We start from the raw sequence: 21,984 nt of genomic DNA on the forward strand, positions 1-21,984 counted from the left end.
AAAGCGCCGGCCACGGCGACCTAGAAGGGCCAGACCAGGGGGATCAGGACCATCGCCACCACCGCGCTCAGCAGGTTGAGCGGCGCCCCGACCCGCAGGTAGTCGCTGACCCGGTAGCCGCCGGGCCCGTAGACCATCAGGTTGGTCTGGTAGCCGATCGGCGTCAGGAAGCTCGCCGAGGCGGCGAACATCACCGCCACCACGAAGGGCATGGGACTGACGCCCAGACTCTCGGCCCCGGCCATCACCACCGGGAAGGTGATCACCGCGGCGGCATTGTTGGTGACCAGTTCGGTGAGCAGGGCCACCACCAGGTAGCTGCCGATCAGCAGCCACCAGGGATTGCCGTCGACCAGGCCCATCGCCGCCCCGGCCAGCGTGGCGGCGGCGCCCGAGCCTTCCAGGGCCGCCCCCAGGCCGAAGGAGGCGGCGATGGTCAGCAGCACCTGGGTGTCCAGGCCACGCTTGGCGGCGCTGATCGAGCAGCAACCGGAGAACACCGAGGCGGCGGCGCCGAGCATGGCGGCATTCATCATGCTCATCACCCCGGTGGTGGCGAGCAGGACCACCCCCGCCAGGATGCTCCAGGCCAGCCAGGCGCGCTCGTGGGCGGGGCGCGCCGCGCCGTTGACCTGGCTGATCAGCAGAAAGTCCCGGGACTGCCGGTGGCGCTCGATGAACGGCGGGCGGGCCTCGAGCAGCAGCACGTCGGCGGGCTGCAGGCGAATCTGGCCGAGGTTGCCGGCCACCCGCTCGCCGCCACGGCACACCGCCAGCACCGCCGCGCCATACAGGGTGCGGAAGTGGCCGTCACGGATACGCCGGCCGATGAACTGGCACTGGTCGGAGACCACCGCCTCGACCAGGCGTCGCTCCTTGAAGTCCTTCTGCAGGCTGGACTCGCCGTGGAGCGAGGGGATCAGCCCGCGGATCTGCTGCAGTTCCACCGCCCCGGCGGAGGTGCCGGCAAACACCAGCCGGTCGCGCCCCTTGAGGCGCTCCCCCGGGCCGACCACGCTGACCACGTTGCCGTCGCGCTCGATCTCCACCAGGAACAGCTCCTCCAGGTGGCGCAGCCCGGCCTCCTCGACGCTCCTGTCGACCAGCGGCCCGGCCGGATCGACCTCCATCTCGATGGTGAACTCCCGGGGGTTCTCGAAGACCTCGGCGGCCCCCTGGCGAGGCGGGAGCAGGCGCTGGCCGACCAGCAACAGGTAGGTCAGCCCCACCACGGCCACCGGCACGCCCACCCAGGCGATATCGAAGAGCCCCATGGCCAGCTCGGGATAACGCTCGATCAGCAGGCCATGGACCACCAGGTTGGTGCTGGTGCCCAGCAGGGTGATGGTGCCGCCGAGGATGGAGGCGAAGCTCAGCGGCATCAGCAGCCGATGGGCCGGCAGCCGCAGCCGCCGGCTCCAGCTGAGCACGGCCGGGATGAAGGCGGCCACCACCGGGGTGTTGTTGAGGAAGCCGCTCAGGGGCGCCACCGGCAGGATCAGTCGCGCCAGGGCGCGGCGCTCGCCGCGGGGGCGCCCCAGCACGTAGCGGATGATCAGGTCGATGCCGCCGGTCTCGCGGATGCTGGCCACCAGCACGTACATGAAGGCCACGGTGAACAGGCCGCTGCTGGAAAAGCCGCCCATGGCCTGCTGGGGATCGACGACGCCCAGGCTGACCAGCAGGATCAAGGCCCCCATCAGCACCATGTCGGGGCCGACACGCGTCAGGGCCATCAGCGGAAAGACGGCGGCGACGACGATGAGAGAGATCCAGGCGTCCGGAGACATGGGCATTCCAGCAGGGAGTCGAAACCGACCCATTGTGACGGCCCGGGTATATTCTAAAAAGTTATTTTTAGAAATTCACTTATACGAAAAAGGAATTTATGAACCACGCCCACAACGAAACGGGGCCCGCTTTCGCGGGCCCCGTCCTGCCGCCCGAGGGCGGCACATCAATGACGATCGAGGATTAATCGATGACCTTGATGTTGGAAGCCTGGAGGCCTTTCTTGCCCTGGGTGACGTCGAAGGAGACCTTCTGACCGTCCTGCAGGGACTTGAAGCCCTCGGCTTGGATCTCGGAGAAGTGAGCGAACAGGTCGTCACCGTTGTCGTCCGGAGAGATGAAGCCGAAGCCTTTGGTGTCGTTGAACCACTTGACGGTACCGGTAGCCATTATCGAATTCCTCGAATAGCGTGATGTGTAGCCGGGGAGATACCCGAGTTGCAGTGGGTAAAACAAGAAACTTTCACCGGGCGACCGACGCTATTGAGCTTTTCGATGACCACTTGCGATTTGCGACTTGCTAACCAACTGCGAGCAGCATGCGCCCTTGGAGGGCGCAGGTCAAACACTATTTTCGACAGATGACAGCATCATGACGACGGGCCGAGGATCCACCCCGCCGCCTTCTCGGCGATCATCAGCGTCGGCGAGTTGGTGTTGCCGCTGGTGATGGTGGGCATGATGCTGGCATCGACGACTCTCAGCCCCCGGACGCCCCTGACGCGAAGCCGCGAGTCCACCACCGCCATGGGGTCATCGTCGCGCCCCATCTTCGCGGTGCCCACCGGATGGAAGATGGTGGTGCCGATATCGCCGGCGAGTCGCACGAGGTCGTCGTCGCTCTGGTACTCCACCCCCGGCTTGACCTCCTCGAGCGCGTAGCTGGCGAAGGCCGGCTGGCCGGCGATGCGACGGGTGACCCGCAGCGACTCCACGGCGACCCGACGATCCTCCGGCGTGCTCAGGTAGTGGGGGACGATGGCCGGCGGCTGGCGCGGATCGCGGCTCTTGATGCGCACCGTGCCGCGGCTGGTCGGATTGAGGTTGCACACGCTCGCGGTGATCGCCGGGAAATCGTGCAGCGGCTGGCCGAAGGCCTCCAGGCTCAGCGGCTGGACGTGATACTCGAGGTTGGGATGCTCGTAGGCCTCGGAACTGCGCGTGAAGGCGCACAGCTGGGAGGGCGCCATGCTCATGGGCCCGGAGCGCCTGAGCAGATACTCGAGGCCGATCCTGGCCTTGCCCACCAGCGTGTTGGCCATGGTATTCAAGGTCTTGGCGCCGTTCACCCGATACACCGAGCGGATCTGCAGGTGATCCTGCAGGTTCTCGCCCACGCCGGGCAGGGCGGCCACCACGGGAATGTCATGTTCGGCCAGCAGATCCGCCGGGCCAATGCCCGACAGCTGCAGCAGCTGCGGTGAGCCGATCGCGCCCGCGGAGAGGATCACCTCACGGGCCGCCCGGGCCACGAGCTCCTCGCCGGCCCGCCAGGCCTTCACGCCGCGGCAGCGCGGCTCGCCACCTTCGCCCGTCTCGCCTTTTCGTTCCAGTATCAGCCCCAGCACCTGGGTGGAAAGCCAGAGGGTCAGGTTGGGGCGTTTCTCGACGCCGCGCAGGAAGGCCTTGGCGGTGTTCCAGCGCCAGCCCGAGCGCTGGTTGACCTCGAAGTAGTCGACTCCCTCGTTGTCGCCGCGGTTGAAATCCAGGGTCCGCGGGATGCCGGCCTCCACGGCGGCGGTGGCGAAGTCATCGAGCACCTGCCACTTGAGGCGCTGCTTCTCGATGCGCCATTCGCCGCCGTGGCCGTGATAGTCCCGGTGGGCGGCGTCGGCATCGCCCCCGTCGTCGAGACGGTAGTGATCCTCGTGGCGCATGAAGTCGGGCAGGCAGTTGTCCCAGCGCCAGGCGTCGTCGCCGGTCAGCTCGGCCCAGCCATCGTAGTCGCGGGCCTGGCCGCGCAGGTAGAGCATGCCGTTGATGCTCGAGCAGCCCCCGAGCGTCTTGCCACGCGGATAGATCAGCGAGCGGCCGTTCAGCCCGGGATCGGGCTCGGTGCGGAACCGCCAGTCGGTACGCGGGTTGTCGATGCAGTACAGGTAACCCACCGGGATATGGATCCAGTGATAGGTGTCGCGACCTCCCGCCTCGATCAGCAGCACCCGGTTGGCCGGGTCGGCGCTCAAGCGGTTGGCGAGCAGGCAGCCGGCGGTGCCGGCGCCCACGATGATGTAATCGAAGGTCGCGACGATGCTCACGGGGACCGCCTCCTTGTCGACGCCGGCATCCAGCGTCGCGCGCCCTCGGCGGGCTGTCACTGCTGCCTTGGTCGAGGCCGACCGCAGGCCATGGCCAAGCGCAGGCACCACTCGGCCATGGCAGGGATCTCACAGCTCGTGGCCCAGCACCACGCGGCAGATATCGGCGAAGCTTCTCGCCTCGGGGACGGTCGACATGTCGGTGCCCAGCGCCCGGCCGATGTCGGCGGCCGAGACCACGCCGCGGATCCGCAGCCCCTGGCGACGATCCCGCTCGGTGACCAGCAAATGCTGATCGCCGAAGGCAGAGAGGTCATGTACCAGCTCACCGATCGTCAGGTTGGCCAGTTGCTCCAGCGGCATCGACTTCAGTTCCTGACAGGGATTCTGCACCATGGCAACGGTCACCTCGTCACGGGGGATGTTGCGATTCTGCATGGCCAGGGTGGTACGCCGTCCGCCGATCGCCTCCCGGGCGGTGAGCACCCCCAGGCAGCGTTTCAGCTCGTCGACGACCAGCAACAGGCGCACGCCGCCGTACTGCATCCCCTTGCGGGCATCGGTCATGAGGGTATCCGCCGGGATGGTCAGCGGCGGCGTTCGGGAGAAATCGGTCAGCACCGTCAGCGCCGGGCTGTCGGGAGACAGGCGCGTGTGCGCCGGCGAGACGATGAACGGGTGGTCGCCGAGGGTCTCCAGGCGGTCGGGGGAGGATGTCAGGGTTGTCATCTTCACTACTCCTTCTGGGTGAGCGGGCCGGACGTTCGATTCGCATCCGTGCCCCGCTTCCCATCCTTGGCTCGGTCACCTTAAGGCAGCCTTAATGCCGAACCGCAATCCTCGATGGGTCCTGCCACCACCCTGTGGGCGCTCGTCAGAGCGCGATGCCGCCGCCAGGCGCCCCAGGCATGCCCCCACCGCCCACCGCCGCTTCGCGACGGATCGCGCAATCAATTGCGCCCACGAAACCCCTCAACGCCCGCCAACCTGTGTGGGCGCTCATAGATGAGAAGCATTCTGTCCAGGCGATAGCCCTGGCTGGAGATGCGCGGCCCACACCAAGGTGATAGGATTTGCCGATCGTTGGCATGGCCCTGGGCTATCACCCCGCGCCATGACCACCCTACCCTCGTTGGGGAGTAGCCGGCTCGCACCGCGCGTGCGAGAGCGCCTGTCAACATAGTCGGCCAGATGCCGTGGCAGGTGCACCCTCGGGTTGGCGAGACCATCGACGGTACGACGCCCGTGGCCGGGCGTGTCGTGCCGTCGTGGTGAATCGCCCGGCCTGGATCTCGGACCGATGACCCTGCTTTCCACGACCCTGCTGGCCTTCTCCATGTCCACCGATGCCTTCGCCGCCGCCGTCGGCAAGGGCACGGTGATCGACCATCCCCGCTTTCGCGAGGCCCTGCGCACCGGCCTGATCTTCGGCGTGGTCGAAGGCCTGACCCCGCTGCTCGGCTGGGCCATCGGCCGCGGCGCTTCCCACTATATCCAGGCCTGGGACCACTGGGTGGTGTTCATCCTGCTGCTCGCCCTGGGCATCCGCATGATCCGGGGAGGGCTGTCGACGCCCGACCCGGACGAGGCCACTGCCGCGCCGCGTGGGCATGCCTGGTGGCTGGTGGCCGCCACCGCGATGATCACCAGCATCGACGCCCTGACCGTGGGCATCGGGCTGGCCTTCATGGAGACGAATATCTTCCTCACCGCCCTGGCGATCGGCCTGGCGACCACCCTGATGGCGACCCTCGGGGTGATGCTCGGCCGCCGCCTCGGCGTGCTGATCGGCCAGCGGGTGGAAGTGCTGGGCGGGGTGATCCTGATCGGGATCGGCACCACCATCCTCACCGAGCACCTGGGACTCTGGTAGCCCCGGCTCAGTCGCGGGCGCGGGGCGGCTCGCCGTGCTCGCAGGCGCCGCGGTCGGTACAGCGGTCGCCGGACTCGAGCTGGATGGTGGCATGCTCGATGTCGAAGCGCTCGAGCAGCACCGCCTTGATCGCCACCAGGGTCTGCTCCCGGTCGGCATCCTCCTCGATGGCGGCGTGCAGCGACAGCAGGTGGCGCCCCGGGGTCAGCGACCAGGCATGCACGTGATGCACGTCGCGCACCGCCGCCAGGCGCTCGGGGATCTCCTGCGCGATGCGGCCCACGTCCACCTCGGCCGGCGTGCCCTCCAGCAGGATATGTCCCGACTCCCGGGTCAGCCGCCAGGCACTGCGCAGGATCAGCGCCGCCACCAGCAGCGAGAGCAGCGGGTCGATGGGCACCCAGCCCGTGGCCAGGATCACCAGGGCGGCGACGATCGCCGCCACCGAGCCCAGCAGGTCGCCGAGCACGTGCAGCGCGGCGCCTCGCATATTGAGGTTGTCGCGGTCGCCCAGGTGGAGGATCAGGAACACCACCAGGTTGATCACCAGCCCCAGGCCGGCGATCGCCAGCATGGTGCCCCCCGCCACCTCCAGCGGCGAGAGCAGGCGGCGGATGGCCTCGACGGTGATCCAGACGACGATGGCGATCAGGGTCAGGCCATTGACGAAGGCGGCCAGGATCTGCACCCGGTGGTAGCCGAAGGTGCGCCGGGCATCGGCGGGACGCCGGCTGATGCGCGCGGCGAACCAGGCCAGTGCCAGGGCCGCGGTATCGGTGAGCATATGCCCGGCATCGGCGAGCAGGGCCAGGGAGCCGGAGAGGATTCCCCCCACCACCTCGGCCACCATGAAGCCGCCGGTGAGCAGGATGGCCCAGGCCAGGCGCCGCTGGCTGTCTTGCGGATGATGGTGATCGCCATGATCGTGTCCCACTGGACTCGCTCCCGCAGCCTGCCCGGGAGTCAGGCTACCACGGCGCCGGGTGTCCCGTGCCAGCCCCGGGGCGAGGCAGAAAACGCCGGCGAGCCGTTGCACCGACCCACCGACCTTGTCAGAATCCTTATCCCCCTGAAGATGCACCAAAGATATTTTTTATAATGAAAACGTATTTCGCCAAGATGCGCGGCACCCGGGCCCGGCGGGGCGCCGTGGACTGGCGCGATGCCAGCTGGTCGTGGCTGGGCGCCTTCACCGGCATGAGCGCGGTGACCTTCCTCGGTGACCACTGGCTCTCCCAGCAGCTGCTGATCGTCGGCTCCTTCGGCGCCACCTCGGTGCTGATCTACGCCGCGCCGGAGAGCCCCTTCGCGCAGCCGCGCAACGTGCTGGTCGGCAGCCTGCTCTCGGCCCTGCTGGGCGTGGCCTGCTACCAGCTGCTGGGGGCGACGCCCCTGGCCGTCGCCCTGGCGGTGTCGCTGGCGGTGCTGGCGATGCAGCTGACCCACACGGTGCATCCTCCCGGCGCCGCCGCCGCCCTGGTCGCGGTGATCGGCGGCCCCGACATCCATGCCCTGGGCTGGTGGTTCCCGCTGATGCCGGTGGGCCTGGGCTGCGCGGTGATGGTGCTGGTGGCCATCCTGGTCAACAACCTGGCCCGCCACCGCCGCTATCCCCGCCACTGGTAGGCGCTCCCGATTCGCGTCGCCGGACGGCGACTCACGTCGCAGGCGGATTGTCGGCTACCATGGCGCCAAGCGGGGCACGCCGGCCCCGCCCTCCACGTCGCCCGACCAGGAAACGCCCCGACAATGACGTCTCCCGATACCCTCCATGCGTCGCTGCCCGATGTGCTGGCCGGCCCCCTGCTGCGTCGGCTGACGCCGGACCGCCTGCTGATCTGGCTGGTGGCCTCCCGGCCGCTGACCCTCAAGCTACTCCTGCACCCCGAGGGCCATGGGCCGCGGCGGCTGACCCTCAACGACGCTCGCGTGCGGCGCCTGCCGCTCGGCCGGCATGCCCACCTGCACCTGATCGACCTGGCCCTGGAGACCCCCTTGCCCCTGGGCGTGCGCATCGCCTATGACCTGCGCATCGTCGGCGAGCGGGGCGACGCCGGCATCGCCGACTGGGCGCCGCACCTGCTCCACGAGGGCGCCCGGCGACCGGCCTTCGTGCTCTGTGAGGGGCATCACCGGCTGCTGCACGGCTCCTGTCGGCGCCCCCACCATGACGGCCCGGACGGCCTGGTGCGCGCCGATGCCTGGCTCGCCGAGCGCCATGACACGCCCGAGGAATGGCCGGCCTGGCTGCTGATGACCGGCGACCAGATCTACGCCGACGACGTGGCCGGCCCCCTGCTGGTGGCGATCCATGCGCTGATCCGGCGACTGGGGCTGTTCGACGAGTCCCTGGAGGGGGCCACCGTGGCCGACAGCCAGGCGCTCTACGCGGCCGAGTCGACCTACTACCAACGCGAGGCGCTGCTGCCCGACGTGACCAGCAGCGCCGACCTGCGGGAGCGCTTCTTCGGCGGGGTCAAGAAGCCGGTCTTCACCTCGGCCAACGCCCACAACCACCTGATGACCTTCGGCGAGATCATCGCCATGTACCTGCTGGTATGGTCGCCCATGCCCTGGCGCCTGGTGGAAGTGACGGCGCCGTCCCTGGACGCCGAGAAGACCGAGACCTTCGCGGCGGAGCAGGCGGTCATCGAGCGCTTCGTCGAGGGCCTGCCCGCCGCCGCCCGGCTGCTCGCCCACCTGCCGTCGCTGATGATCTTCGACGACCACGACATCACCGACGACTGGAACCTCACCGCGGACTGGGAGCAGACCGCCTACGAACACCCCTTCTCGCGGCGCATCATCGGCAACGCCCTGCTGGGCTACCTGGTCTGCCAGGGCTGGGGCAACGACCCCGACCGTCTGGCCGGGCCGCTGGACGAGGTGAGCACCCTGCTGGAGGACGCCGCACCGCAGGGCTGGCTGCCCGCCGAGACACAGGACGCCTGTATCCGGCACCTGCTGCGCTTCGAGGGCTGGGAGTTCCAGGTACCGGGCCCGCCCAAGCTGGTGGTGCTGGATACCCGCACCCGACGCTGGCGCAGCGAGCGCAACCCCCGTCGGCCTTCCGGGTTGATGGACTGGGAGGCGCTCTCGGAATTCCAGCAGGAACTGCTGGACGCGCCCTCGGTGATCATCGTCTCGCCGGCGCCGATGTTCGGCGTCAAGCTGATCGAGACCATCCAGAAACTCTTCACCCTGGCCGGCAAGCCGCTGCTGGTGGATGCCGAGAACTGGATGGCTCACCGCGGGGCGGCCGGCGTGATGCTCAACATCTTCCGCCACTCGCGCACCCCGGGCCACTACGTGATTCTCTCCGGCGACGTGCACTATTCCTTCGCCTACGACATCCGCATCCGCCAGCGTCGCCGGGGTCCGCAGCTCTGGCAGATCACCTCCAGCGGCATCAAGAACGCCTTCCCCGACACCCTGCTGGACTGGTTCGACCGGGCCAACCGCTGGCTCTATGCGCCGCGCTCGCCGCTCAACTGGTTCACCAAGCGGCGTCGCATGCGCATCCGCCCCCGCGACCCGGAGCGGGCCCGGGCCGGCGAGCGGCTGTGGAACGGCGCCGGCATCGGCCTGGTGGAGCTGGATGACCAGGGCCGCCCCAGCCGGATCGCCCAGCTCGACGCCCGCGGCTTCGACGTGGCGTTTCCCCCGCCGCCGGACAAGAGCTGAACGGAGACGGCGCGGCTCAGGCCGCGACCGGTGGCGAGCCACATCAACAGCGTTTCCGTGGTCACGGGATCCTCAGGCCGGCACGCCGATCAATGGCCCATGCAGCCAGAAGGCGAAGACGACGTAGGCCACCATGCCGATCACCAGGCTGGTGACGGTGGCACGCCTCGCAGGAGTGACGGGGGCCGGCGACGGACGACGCCGGGCGACGCGGAAGTCGAGCACCGCCCACAGCAGGAAGGCGCCGAAGAAGACGATATCCCCCAGCCGGCCGTTGGCCAGCAGATGGGCCAGCGCCCATACCTTCACGCCGAGGATCATCGGATGCCCGAGCTTCGCCTTGAGGTGGTTGCGCGGCACATAGGCCGCCACCAGCAGGAGGAACGCCGGGATCATCAGCAGCGCCACCAGGTGGCGCATGGCCGGCGGCGGCGTCCAGACGACCAGCGGGTCCAGGCGCATCTGGCCGAAGCCCCAGATCGCCAGCCCCAGGCCCACCAGCGAGATCAGGGAATAGAGCGCCTTCCAGCGTCCTTCCCCCCACTGAGCGATGCGCTCACGCCGCCAGTCGTCGGCGACGATGCGCACCGAGTGCACGCCGAGGAAGATCACGAGGCCGAGAATCATCACGGTCATGGCGGGGAAGCTCCTTGAATCAGGGGGTTGTCGGATCCAAGGCAGCGTAGCCGCCGGGGCGGGTCGACACCAGCCCCGGGGCGGAGAGATCAGCCGCGGGTAACGTACTCGAGGATCTCCACCACCTGGGCCGGGGTGGTCGCCCAGGCCATGGCCGCGGCGTCCACTTCCTTGAGTGGATGCACGATCTGCTCACCGTGCAGGGTCACGTAGGGCTTGCCCAGGGCGGCGCAGTAGCCGGCATCGAAGGCCGCGTTCCACTGCTTGTACTGGTCGCCGAAGCGCACCACCACCAGGTCGCTCTGCTCGATCAGCGTCTTGGTGCGGATGGCATTGACCTTGGACGACTTGTGGTCGCGCCAGAAGCCCTCGCTCGCCGGCCCCAGGTGGTCGCCGGCCGCATAGCTGGCCTCGTGGTCGGTGACCGGCGCGGTGAAGACGATGTCCAGGCCGGCGGCCTCGGCACCGCGCTGGATCTCCTCACGCCAGTCGGTGTGGATCTCGCCGGACAGGTAGACTCGAAAGCTCATGAGGCGCTCCTCGATAGCGGAATATGGCAAACGTGGAAATCCATCTTACGCCATCCGGCCTTGTATACAAGAGGGGGCGCCCCACCTCGGGCCTTCGACAAGCCGGCCCGGACATCGCATCATGGATGTTTTCCTGCCCCTCTCGGGCACGCGCAGCCACCCGGGCACGACACATGGTCCACGACACCACCGCACTCAACCGACGCATGACCCACTTCGACGATCACGAGGCGATCTGGCTGTTCGGCTACGGCTCGCTGATCTGGAAGGCCGGCTTTCCCTACCTGGAGCGCCGCCCCGCCCATATCCACGGTTGGGTCCGCCGCTTCTGGCAGGGCTCCCACGACCATCGCGGCACCCCGGAGGCCCCCGGGCGGGTCGCCACCCTGCTGCCATGCCCCGGCGCCGTCTGCCACGGCATGGCCTACCGCATCACCCCCGAGACCCTGCACCCGCTGGACGTGCGCGAGAAGAACGGCTACCTGCGCGAGATCACCACCCTGCACTTCGCCGACGGTGACACCGCCCAGGGCCTGACCTACATCGCCACCGAGGACAACGCCGCCTTCCTGGGCGAAGCCGAGCCCACCGCCATGGCCCGCCAGATCGCCGAGGCCCATGGCCCGAGCGGCCCCAACCGGGACTATCTGCTCAACCTGGCCGAGGCCCTGGAGGCGCTTGGCGTCGAGGATCCCCATGTCACCGACCTGGCCCGGCGCGTGCGCACGCACGCCTCGGCCGACATCGAACCACGAACCCGTTGACGGCCGCCCGAGCCCGCCTTCCCGACAGAGCGTGTACAATGACAGGTTACTCTCATGGAGCCCGACGCCGCCGTGACGACGTCGCCAGGGCCGAGGTCCGGGCCTCATCCGGATGGTGAGGCCGGCTGAATGCCACTAGTGCAATACGGGAAGCAATGATGAGCGACAAGATCCAGGTGGCAGCCCCCCTGGTCATCCTGCATGGCGACGAGATGGCCCAGGTGGCCTTCGAGAGGCTCCTCGAGACCTTCGTGACCTCACGGCTGGACATCGACCTGGTCGAGATCGACCTGACCGCCGAGAACCGGCTGGTCACCAACGGCCAGGCGGTGATCGACGCCATCGAGGCCCTCAACCGCCACGGCGTGGGCGTGAAGAACGCCGGCATGACGGTCAACCGCGAGCAGCGCGACGCCCTGCTCGCCGAGCACCCCGAGCTGGAGGCCGACAGCCTGCATCCGCTGGCCACCAAGTCGCCCAACGGCGCGATCCGCAAGGGCATCGGCGGCAACATCACCCGCGAGGACATCGAGTTCCGCAACCTCAAGGTCGACACGCCGCAGTGGATCGACCGCGACATCGAGGTCGAGACCATGGACGGCGGCGGCATCAAGGACAGCTACAACACGCTGTCCAGCGCCACCGGCGTGGTCAAGCTGATGTTCGTGGGCCAAAGCGGCGACCCGGTGGAGCTGCATCGCCGCGAGGTGAACAAGGGCGACCCCTGGCTGCTGGCCACCAACGACATCGACACCGTCAGGGCCTGGGCGCATCGCTTCTTCCAGCGTGCCCTCGACGAGAAACGCGACATCTACCTGGGCCTCAAGGACACCGTGATCGCCGGCTACGACGGCGTGATGCGCGCCGCCATCGAGGACATCTACCACGCCCACTACCAGCAGCAGGCCGAGTCACTGGGCCTCGCCTACCACTACGAGCTGATCGATGCCCAGGCCGCGCGCCTCGTGGCCAATCCGCCGCAGCGGGCCCTGTGGGGCGTGCCGGACAACAACACCGGCCGCAAGCTCTACAAGCTGGTGGAGCAGCTCAAGCGCTACGGCATTCCCGAGCGCAAGGCCCAGGTGTCGATCTCGCGGATGAGCGCCGGTGGCGGTGACCAGTACGGCAGCTACAACATGCCCGCCACCGAGGACGGCATCCTCAAGGTGGTGGTCGACGGCGACGAGAAGCATGCCCGCCGCGTCAAGCAGGGCGACCCCATCCTGCTGATGTCCAACGACCGCGCGGCGATCAAGGACTGGGTGCTGCAGGTGTTCCGCGACGCCTCGCGCAAGGACAAGGAGGTCTACTTCGGCCTCAAGCGCGAGTACATGGACTACGACGAGGTGTTCAGCGACGTCATCACCGAGGCGCGCCGCGAACTGGCCAAGGCCGACACCCCGCCGCCCTCCTTCATGATCATGCGACCCTCCCGCCAGCTGATCAAGATGATCACCGACCCGCCCCGCAACGCCCTCTACCCGGCGCAGAACCTGGACGGCGACATCTTCTCGGACATCTCCGCGGCCCTCGGCGGCAGCCTGGCCACCGCCAGCTCGATCATCGAGAGCAAGAACGGCACCATGCTGTTCGAGGCGCCCCACGGCACCGCCCACGACCTCTACCTCAAGTACCTGGAGAGCGACGGCAAGGAGGCGCACTTCAACTCCTCGGCGCTGATCTACGCCGTGGCCAATGCCCTGGAGACCCTGGCGGAGCGCGAGGCCAACACGGCGCTGGCCGACTATGCCGGCCGTCTCAAGGAGGCACTGATCGGCACCGTCGGCGACGGCATCGTCACCGGCGACCTCAAGGGCAAGACCACCGACCCGGCCACCGAGACGGTGGTGGACATGCAAGGCTTCCTCGACGCCGTGGCGGCGCGCCTCTCGGCGTGATCGACCGCCTCGGCCGACGTGCCGCTGGCCGAGCAATGGCCCCGGGACGCCGACGCCCGAAGTCCCCGTCTCGCCTCGGAGCTTGCGGGGCGGACGCCGGGCACCGACCGATGACACGCCCTACCCCTGCTGGCGTGCCGGGGGGACCAGCCTGCCCATCAGATGGCGCTGCAGGTGCTCGCGGACCCGCAGCACGAAGCGCTCCTGGAACATCACGCAGAACACCACGGTGACCAGCAGGAAGACCGGGTACATCATCAGCGAGCTGTCCCCGGCGGCCTCCAGGCAACCGCGAAGATCACCGAGGCAGCGCGAGGGCTCGCCGGCGAGGACCCGCTCGGCCCGGGTGAAGATCACGTAGAGCGGCACGTGCAGTGCGAACATCGGCAAGGAGGCGCCGCCCAGGCGCCTGGCCAGCTTTTGCAGCCGCGGGTCCGCGGGCGAGCGCACCCGGGTCATCAGCAGGATCAGCATGAGCTGCGCCGGCAGCAGCAGGCCGTTGTGCAGCAGGTAGTACCAGGCGTGGCCCTGGCCCAGCAGCCACACCGCCACGACCACCGAGCCGACCACCCACAGCGCCATCGCCAGGCACGGGCCCCGGCCGGGCCGGTAGCCGGCTTGCCGCCAGCGCGAGTACAGCACGCACAGCAGGATCCCGGCGATGAACTCGGGCAGCCGGATCAGGGGATTGCGGTGCAGGATGCCCGTCTCGGGCATGCCGTAGTCGGTCAGGGCGATGACCACCAGGGGCGGCAGCAGGTAGAGCAGGTTGGTTAGCGCCAGGGCCCGGCCGGCATGGCGCACCCGGAACAGCCGCGGCGCCGCCCAGGGGAAGACCAGGTAGAAGCCCATCAGCGCCGAGATCGACCAGGACGGCGGGTTGAAGGTCAGGTAGAGGGGATTCCAGGCATGCAGCAGGGTGACGTTGAGCGCCAGGTTGACCGCCAACTCGGGGTCGCTCATGTAATGGCGCAGGGCCTCGGGATCGGTCTGCCCCAGGTCGTTGTTGACGTCGTAGATCACGAAGCGGATCGAGGCGGCGGCGTCCTCCGGGGTGATGGCCAGCTGGCCCACCGCGGTCGATACCAGCATGGCCAGCAGCAGTGCGCCGATATGGATCGGGTAGAGGTTGGCGAACCGCTTGATCCAGAAGCTGCGCGCCGGCTCACGCAGCGACTGATGGTGATCCAGGTAGACGTGCGCCAGCAGGAAGCCCGAGAGGACGAAGAAGGAACTGGTCGAGAAGAACCCGATATCCGTGATGTAGTGCGACCAGCCCGAGATCGACGGGTAGTTGTGCAGGGTGTGGAAGATGACGATGTACAGACCCAGCACGAAGCGCAGCCACTCCAGGCCGATGAAGCGCTCCTTGGTCGGGGCCTGGCCCCGGTCGCGTGACGCCGAGTCACGCGACCGGTCGGCGGTCGAGCCACTCATCCGCTCGCCTCCCGGGCCGGCCCCGGCACCGTCAGGCTCGGCGCCCTGGGAAGGCCTGGCTCACCGCTTGCCTCCCGGCCCCGCCCCGGCACCTTCAGGCTCGGCACCCTGGGCAGCCCCAGCTCACGCCAGGCGGGATGGGCGGCCGGCTCGGCCCACACCCGGAAGTGCAGCATCGACAGCAGCACCGGGTCGTCGAGCAGGCGCAGCCGCTCGGCCGGGGGCAGCCGCCGGGGGTCGCTGCTCACCGCCTCGGCCACCCGCTCCTCGCGGCGCCGCTGCAGCAGCGCCGAGCGGCCATGGCGGCTGGTGGCCAGCGCACAGCCCAGCGCATTGGCCACCGGGTCGACCACCGTCTGGGTGAAGGTCGGCGGGGCGGGCCGGCGGGTCATCCGCTTCAGGTGGCGTACCATGCGTCGCAGCACCCTGGGTGGACGGGTCTCCTCGGGGATCCGGAACAGCCGCGCCCGCTGGCTGCGCAGGCCCAGCGACACCCGGCTGGAGAACACCGAGACGGGGATGGACACCATCAGCGCCCCGACGATCGGCGCCAGCCACCACAGGAAGGTCGGCTCGAGGTAGTAGACCCCGGCCGCCCAGGCGGCGCCGATGAGGGTCTGGACGCCGTGGTTGCGCACGGCGTCTCCCCAGGTCGTGTCGCTGTTGTCGCGGGACGGCGAGCGCCACTGGATGCCCCGCCCCAGCAGGGCCGCGAGCACGAAGCGGGTATGGAAGAGCATGCGCACCGGGGCCATCAGCATGGAGAAGAGCGACTCCACCACCATGCTCAGCCAGACCTTGCCGGCGCCGCCGAACTCCCGGGCGCCCTGCCAGCTGATGAGGATCACGCTGAGCACCTTGGGCAGGAACAGCAGGGTCGCCGTGGCGGTGAACAGGCCCACCGCCAGGCCCGGGTTCCACTGCGGCCAGACCGGGAACATCATCCCCGGCTCGGGGAAGTACTGGGGGGTGCCCAGGGTATGCACCGCCAGCAGGGCCGTGGAGAGGATCAGGAACAGGCACCACAGCGGCGCGGAGAGGTAGGACATCACCCCGGTGAGGAACACCGCGCGGTGCACGGGGTGGATGCCCCGGGCCAGGAACAGCCGGAAGTTCATCAGGTTGCCGTGGCACCAGCGACGGTCCCGGTTGAGCTCGTCGAGCAGGTTGGGCGGCATCTCCTCGTAGCTGCCGGCCAGGTTGTAGGCGATCCACACCCCCCAGCCGGCGCGGCGCATCAACGCGGCCTCGACGAAGTCGTGGGAGAGGATCTCGCCGGACAGCGATCCCTTGCCGGGCAGCGGCGCCAGCAGGCAGTGGCGCATGAAGGGCTCCATGCGGATGATGGCGTTGTGCCCCCAGTAGTGCGATTCCCCCAGCTGCCAGAAATGCAGCCCCGCGGTGAACAGCGGCCCGTAGACCCGGGTCGCGAACTGCTGCATCCGCGCGTAGAGGTTGTGGCGGCCGGACGCCTTCGGCGCGGTCTGGATGATCCCGGCCTCGGGGTTGGCCTCCATCAACCGCACCAGCCGGGTCAGGCAGCTGCCACTCATCACGCTGTCGGCGTCCAGCACCAGCATGTAGCGATAATTGCGCCCCCAGCGGCGGCAGAAGTCATCCAGGTTGCCGCTCTTGCGCTTGACCCGGCGCTGACGGCGACGGTAGAAGACCCGCTCGAACGCCCCCAGCTCCCGGCATAGCGCCAACCAGGCGTGGGTCTCGGCGATCGCCACGTCGGGGTCGTTGGTGTCGCTGAGGATGAAGAGGTCGAAGGCCGCCTCCTGCCCGGTATCGCGCAGCGACTCCAGGGTGGCCCGCACGCCGGCGAACACCCGGGGCACGTCCTCGTTGCAGATCGGCACCACCAGGGCGGTCCGGGCGCCGGGATCGAGCGGCGCGTCATCGGCCACCTCGCGGGCATTGATGACATGGCGGTCGCGCCCGCGCAGCAGCTGGAAGAAGCCCATCAGGGCCGTCCAGAAGCCCGCCGATACCCAGCTGAACAGCAACACGAACAGCGCCAGGATGGCGATCTCCAGGGGCTGGGTCCCCTGATAGGGCAGCACCGTGCGCATGTATTCGGCGGCCACCAGGCTCTGGCCGACCGTCAGCACCAGCAGCACCAGCCGCCGCAACCGACCGACCCGCCGCCAGCGCGACATGCGGCCGTGTCGCGCGGGAGCGGCGTTATTGGCGGCACCGGTCATCCCGCGCCACAGGCGGCGCGACCAGCGCACCAGCGCCCCCCTGGCCCAGGGCTCCGGGGCCAGGGGGGTACGCGCCAGCGGCGGCGTCGTCGCTAGCCGGGTGATGCCCCCGGCATCGGTCGCTAGCGGCGGCGACGGAGCCAGCGGCGGCGACGGATAGCCCAGCGCCAACCGTGGACCCACCGACACCGCGGCGGGATCCTCCTCCGGTGCCGACTGCTGGCCGAGGCCCTCGTGCAGGGCCGCCAGGCCCTCGGCATCGAGCTCGCCGGCCATCAGCTCGCGGCGCGCCTGGGGCGACTCGGCCTCGAAGGCCAGGCGCTCCAGGTACTCGGCGGCCCGATCGTGGGGGACGCTACGCTCAACCATTGGCCGGGACCCGGTAGTACCAGGTTTCCGACAGGACCTCGTCGCCGTCCTTCAGGGTCGCGCGGATATCCACCGGCCGGTCCTCGTCCCCGCGCTTGACCCGCAGGAAGACGCGCCAGCCGCCCTCGGCCTGGTTGGGCACGGCCCGGCTGGCGACCAGTTCGCCGTTGTTGCCGACGCTGGCCTCCACCTCGAGCCCCTTGTCGCCGGGATAGGACTCCAGGGCCGGCCCCTGGAAATCGAGCACGAAGGCGATGGAGCCGTCCGGCTCACGCACCAGGTCGTTGCCGCGCACCTCGCCCTGCGAGCGGCGCGTCTCGTCGACCCACGCCAGGTCGGGGTCGAGGAACTTGGCCTCGGTGGTCGTCCAGAACATCCGGTAGCTGAGGTTCAGCGGCTCGCCGCGCGGCGGCAACGACTCGGGCTTCCAGAACGCCACGATGTTGTCGTTGGTCTCGTTGGGAGTGGGGATCTGGATCAGCTCGACCTCGCCGGCGCCCCAGTCGCCCTGCGGCTCGATCCAGGCGCTCGGGCGACGGTCGTAGCGATCGACCAGATCCTCGTAGTCGCTGAAGTCGTGGCTGCGCTGCAGCAGGCCGAACCCCTTGAGGGACTCGACGGGAGCCTTGTCGACCATCAGCTTGTCCGGGTTGGCCAGCGGCCGCCAGGTCCAGCCATTGGTGGCATCGTGGATCAACAGGCCGTTCGAGTCATGGATGGCGGGCCGGTAGTTGAGGCTCTCCGAGGGCTGGCCGGGGCCGAACAGGTACATGCTGGTCAGCGGGGCGATGCCCAGCTTCTCGACCTTGCGACGCAGGAACAGGCGTGACTTGACGTCCACCACGGTGTCGTCGCCCGGGCGCAGCACGAAGCGATAGGCGCCGGCCAGGCTCGGCGAGTCGAGCAGCGCGAACACCGTCAGGTACTGGCTCTCCGGGGTGGGCTTCACCACCCAGAACTCGCGAAAGGCGGGAAACTCCTCGCCGCTCTGCAGCGCGGTGTCGACGGCCAGGCCCCGGCCCGACAGGCCGTACTGCTGGTGTCGACCGAGCGCCCGGAAGTAGCTGGCCCCCTGGAAGACCATGAGCTCGTCCATGACGTCATTGCGGTTGAGGGCGTTGACGATCTTGAAGCCGGAGAAGCCGAGGCCCTCGAGCTGCTCCTTGGGAATCGACAGGTCACCGTAATCGAAGCGCTGCGGGTCGAAGCTCACCTCGTGGACCTCGTTGTCGACCACGGTATTGACCTTGACGGCACTGTCGAAGTGCATGCCCTCGTGGAAGAAGGTCAGCTGGAAGGGCAGGTCCTCATTGCTCCACAGCGCCTGGTCGCGACGGAACTGGATCTTGGCGTAGTCCTCGTACTCGAGCTCGCGCAGCGCGTCGGGCAGGTTCGTTTCGGGCGCTTCATAGGCCGACTCGGACAGGGATTTGGCCTTCTGTGCCACGTCCTCGAAGCCGAAGGCCAGAAGGGTCGGTGAGGCCAGACCACCGAGGGCGCCGAGCAGGCCCGCCAACAGCCAGGGGCGAACTCGTCGGCCAGGCCCTGGGGTAGGCGGGGACAATCTTACGGATGCTTGCACTTTCACACTCCTTAGCATTGGCCGAGGACTCGACCATCGTCACGCTCGCCGTGTGGACAGGAACATCGGCCGAGCTCGCCCTCGGGTGACCGGCGCAAGGCCGAAGCGGGTATCAGGCTGATGAGACGATACGGGAACCTCCGTGCTCCCAGGCAGATATCCTCCAGAACCTCTCCTCGCTCAGTCAAGCCCATGGCCGCCCGAAGCACCAGTGCCCGATCGAACAAGCGGGTTCCTGGTGCCCTGCGACTGCAAGGGGCGATCAAGGTTCGGCCGAGGGCGATGCCCCGGCCCATCGGAGCCGTTTCTCCGAGGCACGGCTGTCGCCCTCTAACGACACCCGAAAGCGGGACACGGCCTTCGAACCTCGGGTCGTCGTCCTACTTGAATGTAGGAAGGCCCCTACATTGCCCGGCGATGCCCTGGCCTAGGCTGGAAGGCAACGGGGAGGCAACGCCGATGGACGGGATCAGGATGGGGAGGGAGGCGAGAAGCCGGTGGGGAATGGCCTGCCGACGCGGGGCCGAGGGCCGGCCGGGTGCCCCGTCGTGACGGCGGCCGGCATGAAATGGCCATGGGTGGCGTTGTTGGTGGCCGGCCTGCCGCTGAGCGCCCAGGGCCAGGTCTACCGGTGTGACGACGACGGGGGCCCCCGTTATCAGGCGTCCCCCTGCCCTCGCGGCGAGAGGCTCCACGAGGATGACGCCATCACCACCTACCCGGCCCCGGACCTGTCGGCCTTCCCGAGCCTGCCAGGGGCCGCCCCGCCGCCCGCCCGCTCGGAAGGACGCAGCACCCGTGACTATCTCTCGGCCCTGGACCGACGCAACGCCAAGGCCCGCGCCCATGGCCGAGGCCATCTCGTGGCGGGCATGTCGGAGAACCAGGCACTCACCATCCTCGGCACGCCCGACCACGTCGGACGTGTCACCCATGCCGACGGCGAGACCTGCAAGACGCTACGCTGGGACGACCCGCCCTTCGTGGACGGCCGCCATCGCGCCACCCTCTGCAACGGCGAGGTGGTCCGCCACAGCCGCCGCTGAGCCGTGCGATGTTCCCGATGCGCGTACCGCCACGCCATGCCCCGGCCGAGCAAGCCTGCTTTCATGGGCGCCCCGGGGATCGGCCGCCTGCCGCGTGACCAGCCCGCCTTGACAACTGCCCGTTCCTTTTATAGAACGTTCCTTATATCGAACAACTCTACTCGAACGGCATGGAGCCCCTCACATGGACCGCCTCTCGCTCGGCACCCTGGGCCAGCACCTGCAACGGCTGCGACAGAAGAAGGGCCTGTCGTTGTCGCAGTTGGCGTCCGCCGCCGGCATCGCCAAGTCGAACCTGTCGCGCCTCGAGCAGGGCAACGGCAACCCGACGCTGGATACCATCTGGCGACTGGCGGTGCAGCTGAACGTGCCCTTCGGCACCCTGGTGGCGCCGATCACCGTGCCCCTGGGCGAGGACGGGGTGCAGGTACGGCTGATCGACCAGGGCAAGGAGCGCCCGCAGGTGGACGCCTACTGGATGCGCTGCGCGCCCCATACCATCCGCCATGCCGAGGCCCATACCCCGGGCGCCCGGGAATCGCTGACCCTGGTCAGCGGCCAGCTGGAGGCGGGGCCGGAGGGCGAGACCCGAGTGCTGCGCGCCGGCGACACCCACGCCTTCGCGGCCGACCGCCCGCACCTCTACCGCACCGGGGAGAGCTGGGCGACGCTGCTGCTCACCGTCATCTACGCCGAGGGAGACACCCCCCCATGAGCCTGCAGGCCACCTCATCGCAGCCTCGCCCCTGGCTGACGGGCGTGCGCGAGGCCATACCGCTGCTGGGCGGCTACGTGCCGGTGGCGATCTCCTTCGGCCTGGTCGCCATCCAGGCGGGGTTCAGCCCCTGGGAGGCGGTGATCATCTCGGGGCTGTTCTACGCCGGGGCCTCGCAGTTCCTGTTCGTCGGCATGATCGCCGGCGGCGCGCCCCTCTGGCTGGTGGTCGTCATGACGCTGCTGATCAACCTGCGCCATGTGGTCTATGCTCCCAACCTGGCGCCCTGGCTGACCTCGAGCCGCTGGTGGCCCTGGCTGATGCACACCTTGACCGATCAGGTCTTCGCCCTGGCCCATCATCGCCTGCCGCAGCTCGCCGAGTCGGCGCGGCTCGGCTGGTTCACCGGCGCCGCCCTGCTGGCCTGGGCGAGCTGGGTCGCCGGCACGGCCCTGGGCGCCATCGCCGGCGACTGGCTGATGGCCCAGTGGCCGCTGCTCGGCGAGATCCTGCCCTTCGCCCTGCCGGCGCTGTTCCTGGTGCTGGTGGTCCCGCGCTTCACCTGCCGGCGCTGGAGCCTGGCATTGGGCGTCGGCATCGTCCTGGCCATGCTCTGTACCCTGGCCGGCGCCACCAACCTCGGCATCCCCCTGGCGGCCGCCTGCGGGGCCCTGTGCTTCTACGTGGTGACATTCCCGACACCTCGCAAGGGAGGCGGCGATGAGTAGCGCCCTCTGGCTGGCCGTGCTGGCCGCGGCCCTCGGCACCCTGCTGCTGCGTCTGGTCCCGCTGCTGTGGATGCAACGGCGGCTCAGGAAGCTCGACGGCGAGCCGGGTTCGGACGCGATGCCCCAGTGGCTCGCCGTCCTCGGCCCGATGATGGTCGCCGCCGTGCTCGGCGTCTCGCTGGTACCGCGCCAGCCCGACGCCACCTCCTGGCTGGCCACGGCCATCGGCGTACTGGCGACCCTGGCCGTCTGGTATCGCCTGCGCTCGCTCGGCTGGCCGGTCGTGGCCGGCGTGGCGGCCTACGGCGCGGTGGTCATCCTGGCGGGGATCGGGTAACGGCCGGACACGGCTTCCCGTACACGGCGGCGCTGCCACTCCTCGCCGCCTGGCCGAAATAAAAACTTTATGACCGCCCTTCCGGAAACATAAAAAGAATAAAAAAATAACTGAACGTTATTTAGTGGG

19 protein-coding genes and 1 riboswitch are annotated in these 21,984 nt (G+C 68.8%); of the genes, 9 read left to right on the forward strand and 10 right to left on the reverse strand.

The genetic code is table 11. The features are described 5' to 3' along the window. Window positions 1-20: 20 nt before the first annotated feature. The 4 genes from FHR97_RS08745 to FHR97_RS08760 all read right to left on the reverse strand — a co-directional run bounded on the left by FHR97_RS08745 (window position 21) and on the right by FHR97_RS08760 (window position 4,778). A complete protein-coding gene (locus FHR97_RS08745; protein ID WP_183383421.1) occupies window positions 21-1,790 on the reverse strand; it encodes an SLC13 family permease in 1,770 nt (589 codons plus the stop codon). A 184-nt stretch (window positions 1,791-1,974) separates the two neighbouring features. Continuing rightward, on the reverse strand, window positions 1,975-2,181 hold the full coding sequence (locus FHR97_RS08750; RefSeq protein ID WP_126484220.1) for a cold-shock protein: 207 nt from the start codon (window positions 2,179-2,181) through the stop codon (window positions 1,975-1,977). 200 nt (window positions 2,182-2,381) lie between these two features. After that, window positions 2,382-4,043 carry a GMC family oxidoreductase gene (locus FHR97_RS08755; protein WP_425486080.1) on the reverse strand — a complete coding sequence of 554 codons (1,662 nt, stop codon included), beginning with the start codon at window positions 4,041-4,043 and terminating at the stop codon, window positions 2,382-2,384. Between the two features lie 135 nt (window positions 4,044-4,178). Beyond that, on the reverse strand, window positions 4,179-4,778 hold the full coding sequence (locus FHR97_RS08760; protein WP_183383423.1) for a CBS domain-containing protein: 600 nt from the start codon (window positions 4,776-4,778) through the stop codon (window positions 4,179-4,181). Window positions 4,779-5,171: 393 nt separating this feature from the next. Then, a riboswitch (yybP-ykoY riboswitch) is annotated at window positions 5,172-5,306 on the forward strand. Window positions 5,307-5,349: 43 nt separating this feature from the next. Between FHR97_RS08760 and mntP the strand changes: the two genes are divergently transcribed. Beyond that, complete coding sequence (gene mntP / locus FHR97_RS08765) at window positions 5,350-5,922, forward strand: manganese efflux pump MntP (protein WP_183383424.1); 573 nt, start codon at window positions 5,350-5,352, stop codon at window positions 5,920-5,922. A 7-nt stretch (window positions 5,923-5,929) separates the two neighbouring features. On the opposite strand, the gene FHR97_RS08770 is transcribed toward mntP, so the two are convergent. Further along, window positions 5,930-6,856: a cation diffusion facilitator family transporter gene (locus tag FHR97_RS08770; RefSeq protein ID WP_183383425.1), complete on the reverse strand. Its 927-nt coding sequence runs from the start codon at window positions 6,854-6,856 to the stop codon at window positions 5,930-5,932. Between the two features lie 164 nt (window positions 6,857-7,020). Here FHR97_RS08770 and FHR97_RS08775 point away from each other — a divergent pair, with 164 nt between their 5' ends. Next, window positions 7,021-7,548: an HPP family protein gene (locus FHR97_RS08775; RefSeq protein WP_183383426.1), complete on the forward strand. Its 528-nt coding sequence runs from the start codon at window positions 7,021-7,023 to the stop codon at window positions 7,546-7,548. A 123-nt stretch (window positions 7,549-7,671) separates the two neighbouring features. Continuing rightward, a complete protein-coding gene (locus FHR97_RS08780) occupies window positions 7,672-9,606 on the forward strand; it encodes a metallophosphoesterase family protein (protein WP_183383427.1) in 1,935 nt (644 codons plus the stop codon). A 72-nt stretch (window positions 9,607-9,678) separates the two neighbouring features. Here the strand turns inward: FHR97_RS08780 and FHR97_RS08785 are convergent, their stop codons facing one another. Both FHR97_RS08785 and FHR97_RS08790 read right to left on the reverse strand, forming a co-directional pair. Then, on the reverse strand, window positions 9,679-10,242 hold the full coding sequence (locus FHR97_RS08785; RefSeq protein WP_183383428.1) for an NnrU family protein: 564 nt from the start codon (window positions 10,240-10,242) through the stop codon (window positions 9,679-9,681). A gap of 89 nt (window positions 10,243-10,331) precedes the next feature. Beyond that, the gene (locus FHR97_RS08790; protein ID WP_183383429.1) at window positions 10,332-10,772 is read right to left on the reverse strand and encodes a YtoQ family protein; all 441 of its coding nucleotides are present in this window, start codon (window positions 10,770-10,772) and stop codon (window positions 10,332-10,334) included. Window positions 10,773-10,945: 173 nt separating this feature from the next. Here FHR97_RS08790 and FHR97_RS08795 point away from each other — a divergent pair, with 173 nt between their 5' ends. After that, a complete protein-coding gene (locus FHR97_RS08795; protein WP_183383430.1) occupies window positions 10,946-11,536 on the forward strand; it encodes a gamma-glutamylcyclotransferase in 591 nt (196 codons plus the stop codon). A 158-nt stretch (window positions 11,537-11,694) separates the two neighbouring features. After that, a complete protein-coding gene (locus FHR97_RS08800) occupies window positions 11,695-13,434 on the forward strand; it encodes an isocitrate/isopropylmalate family dehydrogenase (RefSeq protein ID WP_183383431.1) in 1,740 nt (579 codons plus the stop codon). Between the two features lie 120 nt (window positions 13,435-13,554). On the opposite strand, the gene FHR97_RS08805 is transcribed toward FHR97_RS08800, so the two are convergent. The 3 genes from FHR97_RS08805 to FHR97_RS08815 are packed head-to-tail and all read right to left on the reverse strand — an operon-like array spanning window position 13,555 to window position 18,963. Beyond that, window positions 13,555-14,871 carry an acyltransferase family protein gene (locus tag FHR97_RS08805; RefSeq protein ID WP_183383432.1) on the reverse strand — a complete coding sequence of 439 codons (1,317 nt, stop codon included), beginning with the start codon at window positions 14,869-14,871 and terminating at the stop codon, window positions 13,555-13,557. Further along, complete coding sequence (gene mdoH, locus FHR97_RS08810) at window positions 14,868-17,447, reverse strand: glucans biosynthesis glucosyltransferase MdoH (RefSeq protein WP_183383433.1); 2,580 nt, start codon at window positions 17,445-17,447, stop codon at window positions 14,868-14,870. Before mdoH ends, FHR97_RS08805 begins: the two co-directional genes overlap by 4 nt. Beyond that, window positions 17,440-18,963: a glucan biosynthesis protein G gene (locus tag FHR97_RS08815; RefSeq protein ID WP_246403876.1), complete on the reverse strand. Its 1,524-nt coding sequence runs from the start codon at window positions 18,961-18,963 to the stop codon at window positions 17,440-17,442. The genes mdoH and FHR97_RS08815 overlap by 8 nt, the downstream gene beginning before the upstream one ends. Window positions 18,964-19,592: 629 nt before the next feature. Between FHR97_RS08815 and FHR97_RS08820 the strand changes: the two genes are divergently transcribed. From FHR97_RS08820 to FHR97_RS08835, 4 genes are all read left to right on the forward strand, one after another. Next, window positions 19,593-20,075 carry a DUF4124 domain-containing protein gene (locus FHR97_RS08820; RefSeq protein ID WP_183383435.1) on the forward strand — a complete coding sequence of 161 codons (483 nt, stop codon included), beginning with the start codon at window positions 19,593-19,595 and terminating at the stop codon, window positions 20,073-20,075. 184 nt (window positions 20,076-20,259) lie between these two features. Beyond that, the gene (locus FHR97_RS08825; RefSeq protein WP_183383436.1) at window positions 20,260-20,790 is read left to right on the forward strand and encodes a helix-turn-helix domain-containing protein; all 531 of its coding nucleotides are present in this window, start codon (window positions 20,260-20,262) and stop codon (window positions 20,788-20,790) included. Next, window positions 20,787-21,518 (forward strand): AzlC family ABC transporter permease, encoded by a 732-nt coding sequence (locus FHR97_RS08830; protein ID WP_183383437.1) that lies wholly within the window; start codon window positions 20,787-20,789, stop codon window positions 21,516-21,518. Before FHR97_RS08825 ends, FHR97_RS08830 begins: the two co-directional genes overlap by 4 nt. Further along, window positions 21,511-21,855, forward strand: coding sequence for an AzlD domain-containing protein (locus tag FHR97_RS08835; protein WP_183383438.1), 345 nt, complete (start codon window positions 21,511-21,513; stop codon window positions 21,853-21,855). The genes FHR97_RS08830 and FHR97_RS08835 overlap by 8 nt, the downstream gene beginning before the upstream one ends. Window positions 21,856-21,984 lie beyond the last annotated feature (129 nt).

It is taken from the genome of Halomonas stenophila (assembly GCF_014192275.1).
GTDB classification, from domain to species: Bacteria; Pseudomonadota; Gammaproteobacteria; order Pseudomonadales; family Halomonadaceae; genus Halomonas; species Halomonas stenophila.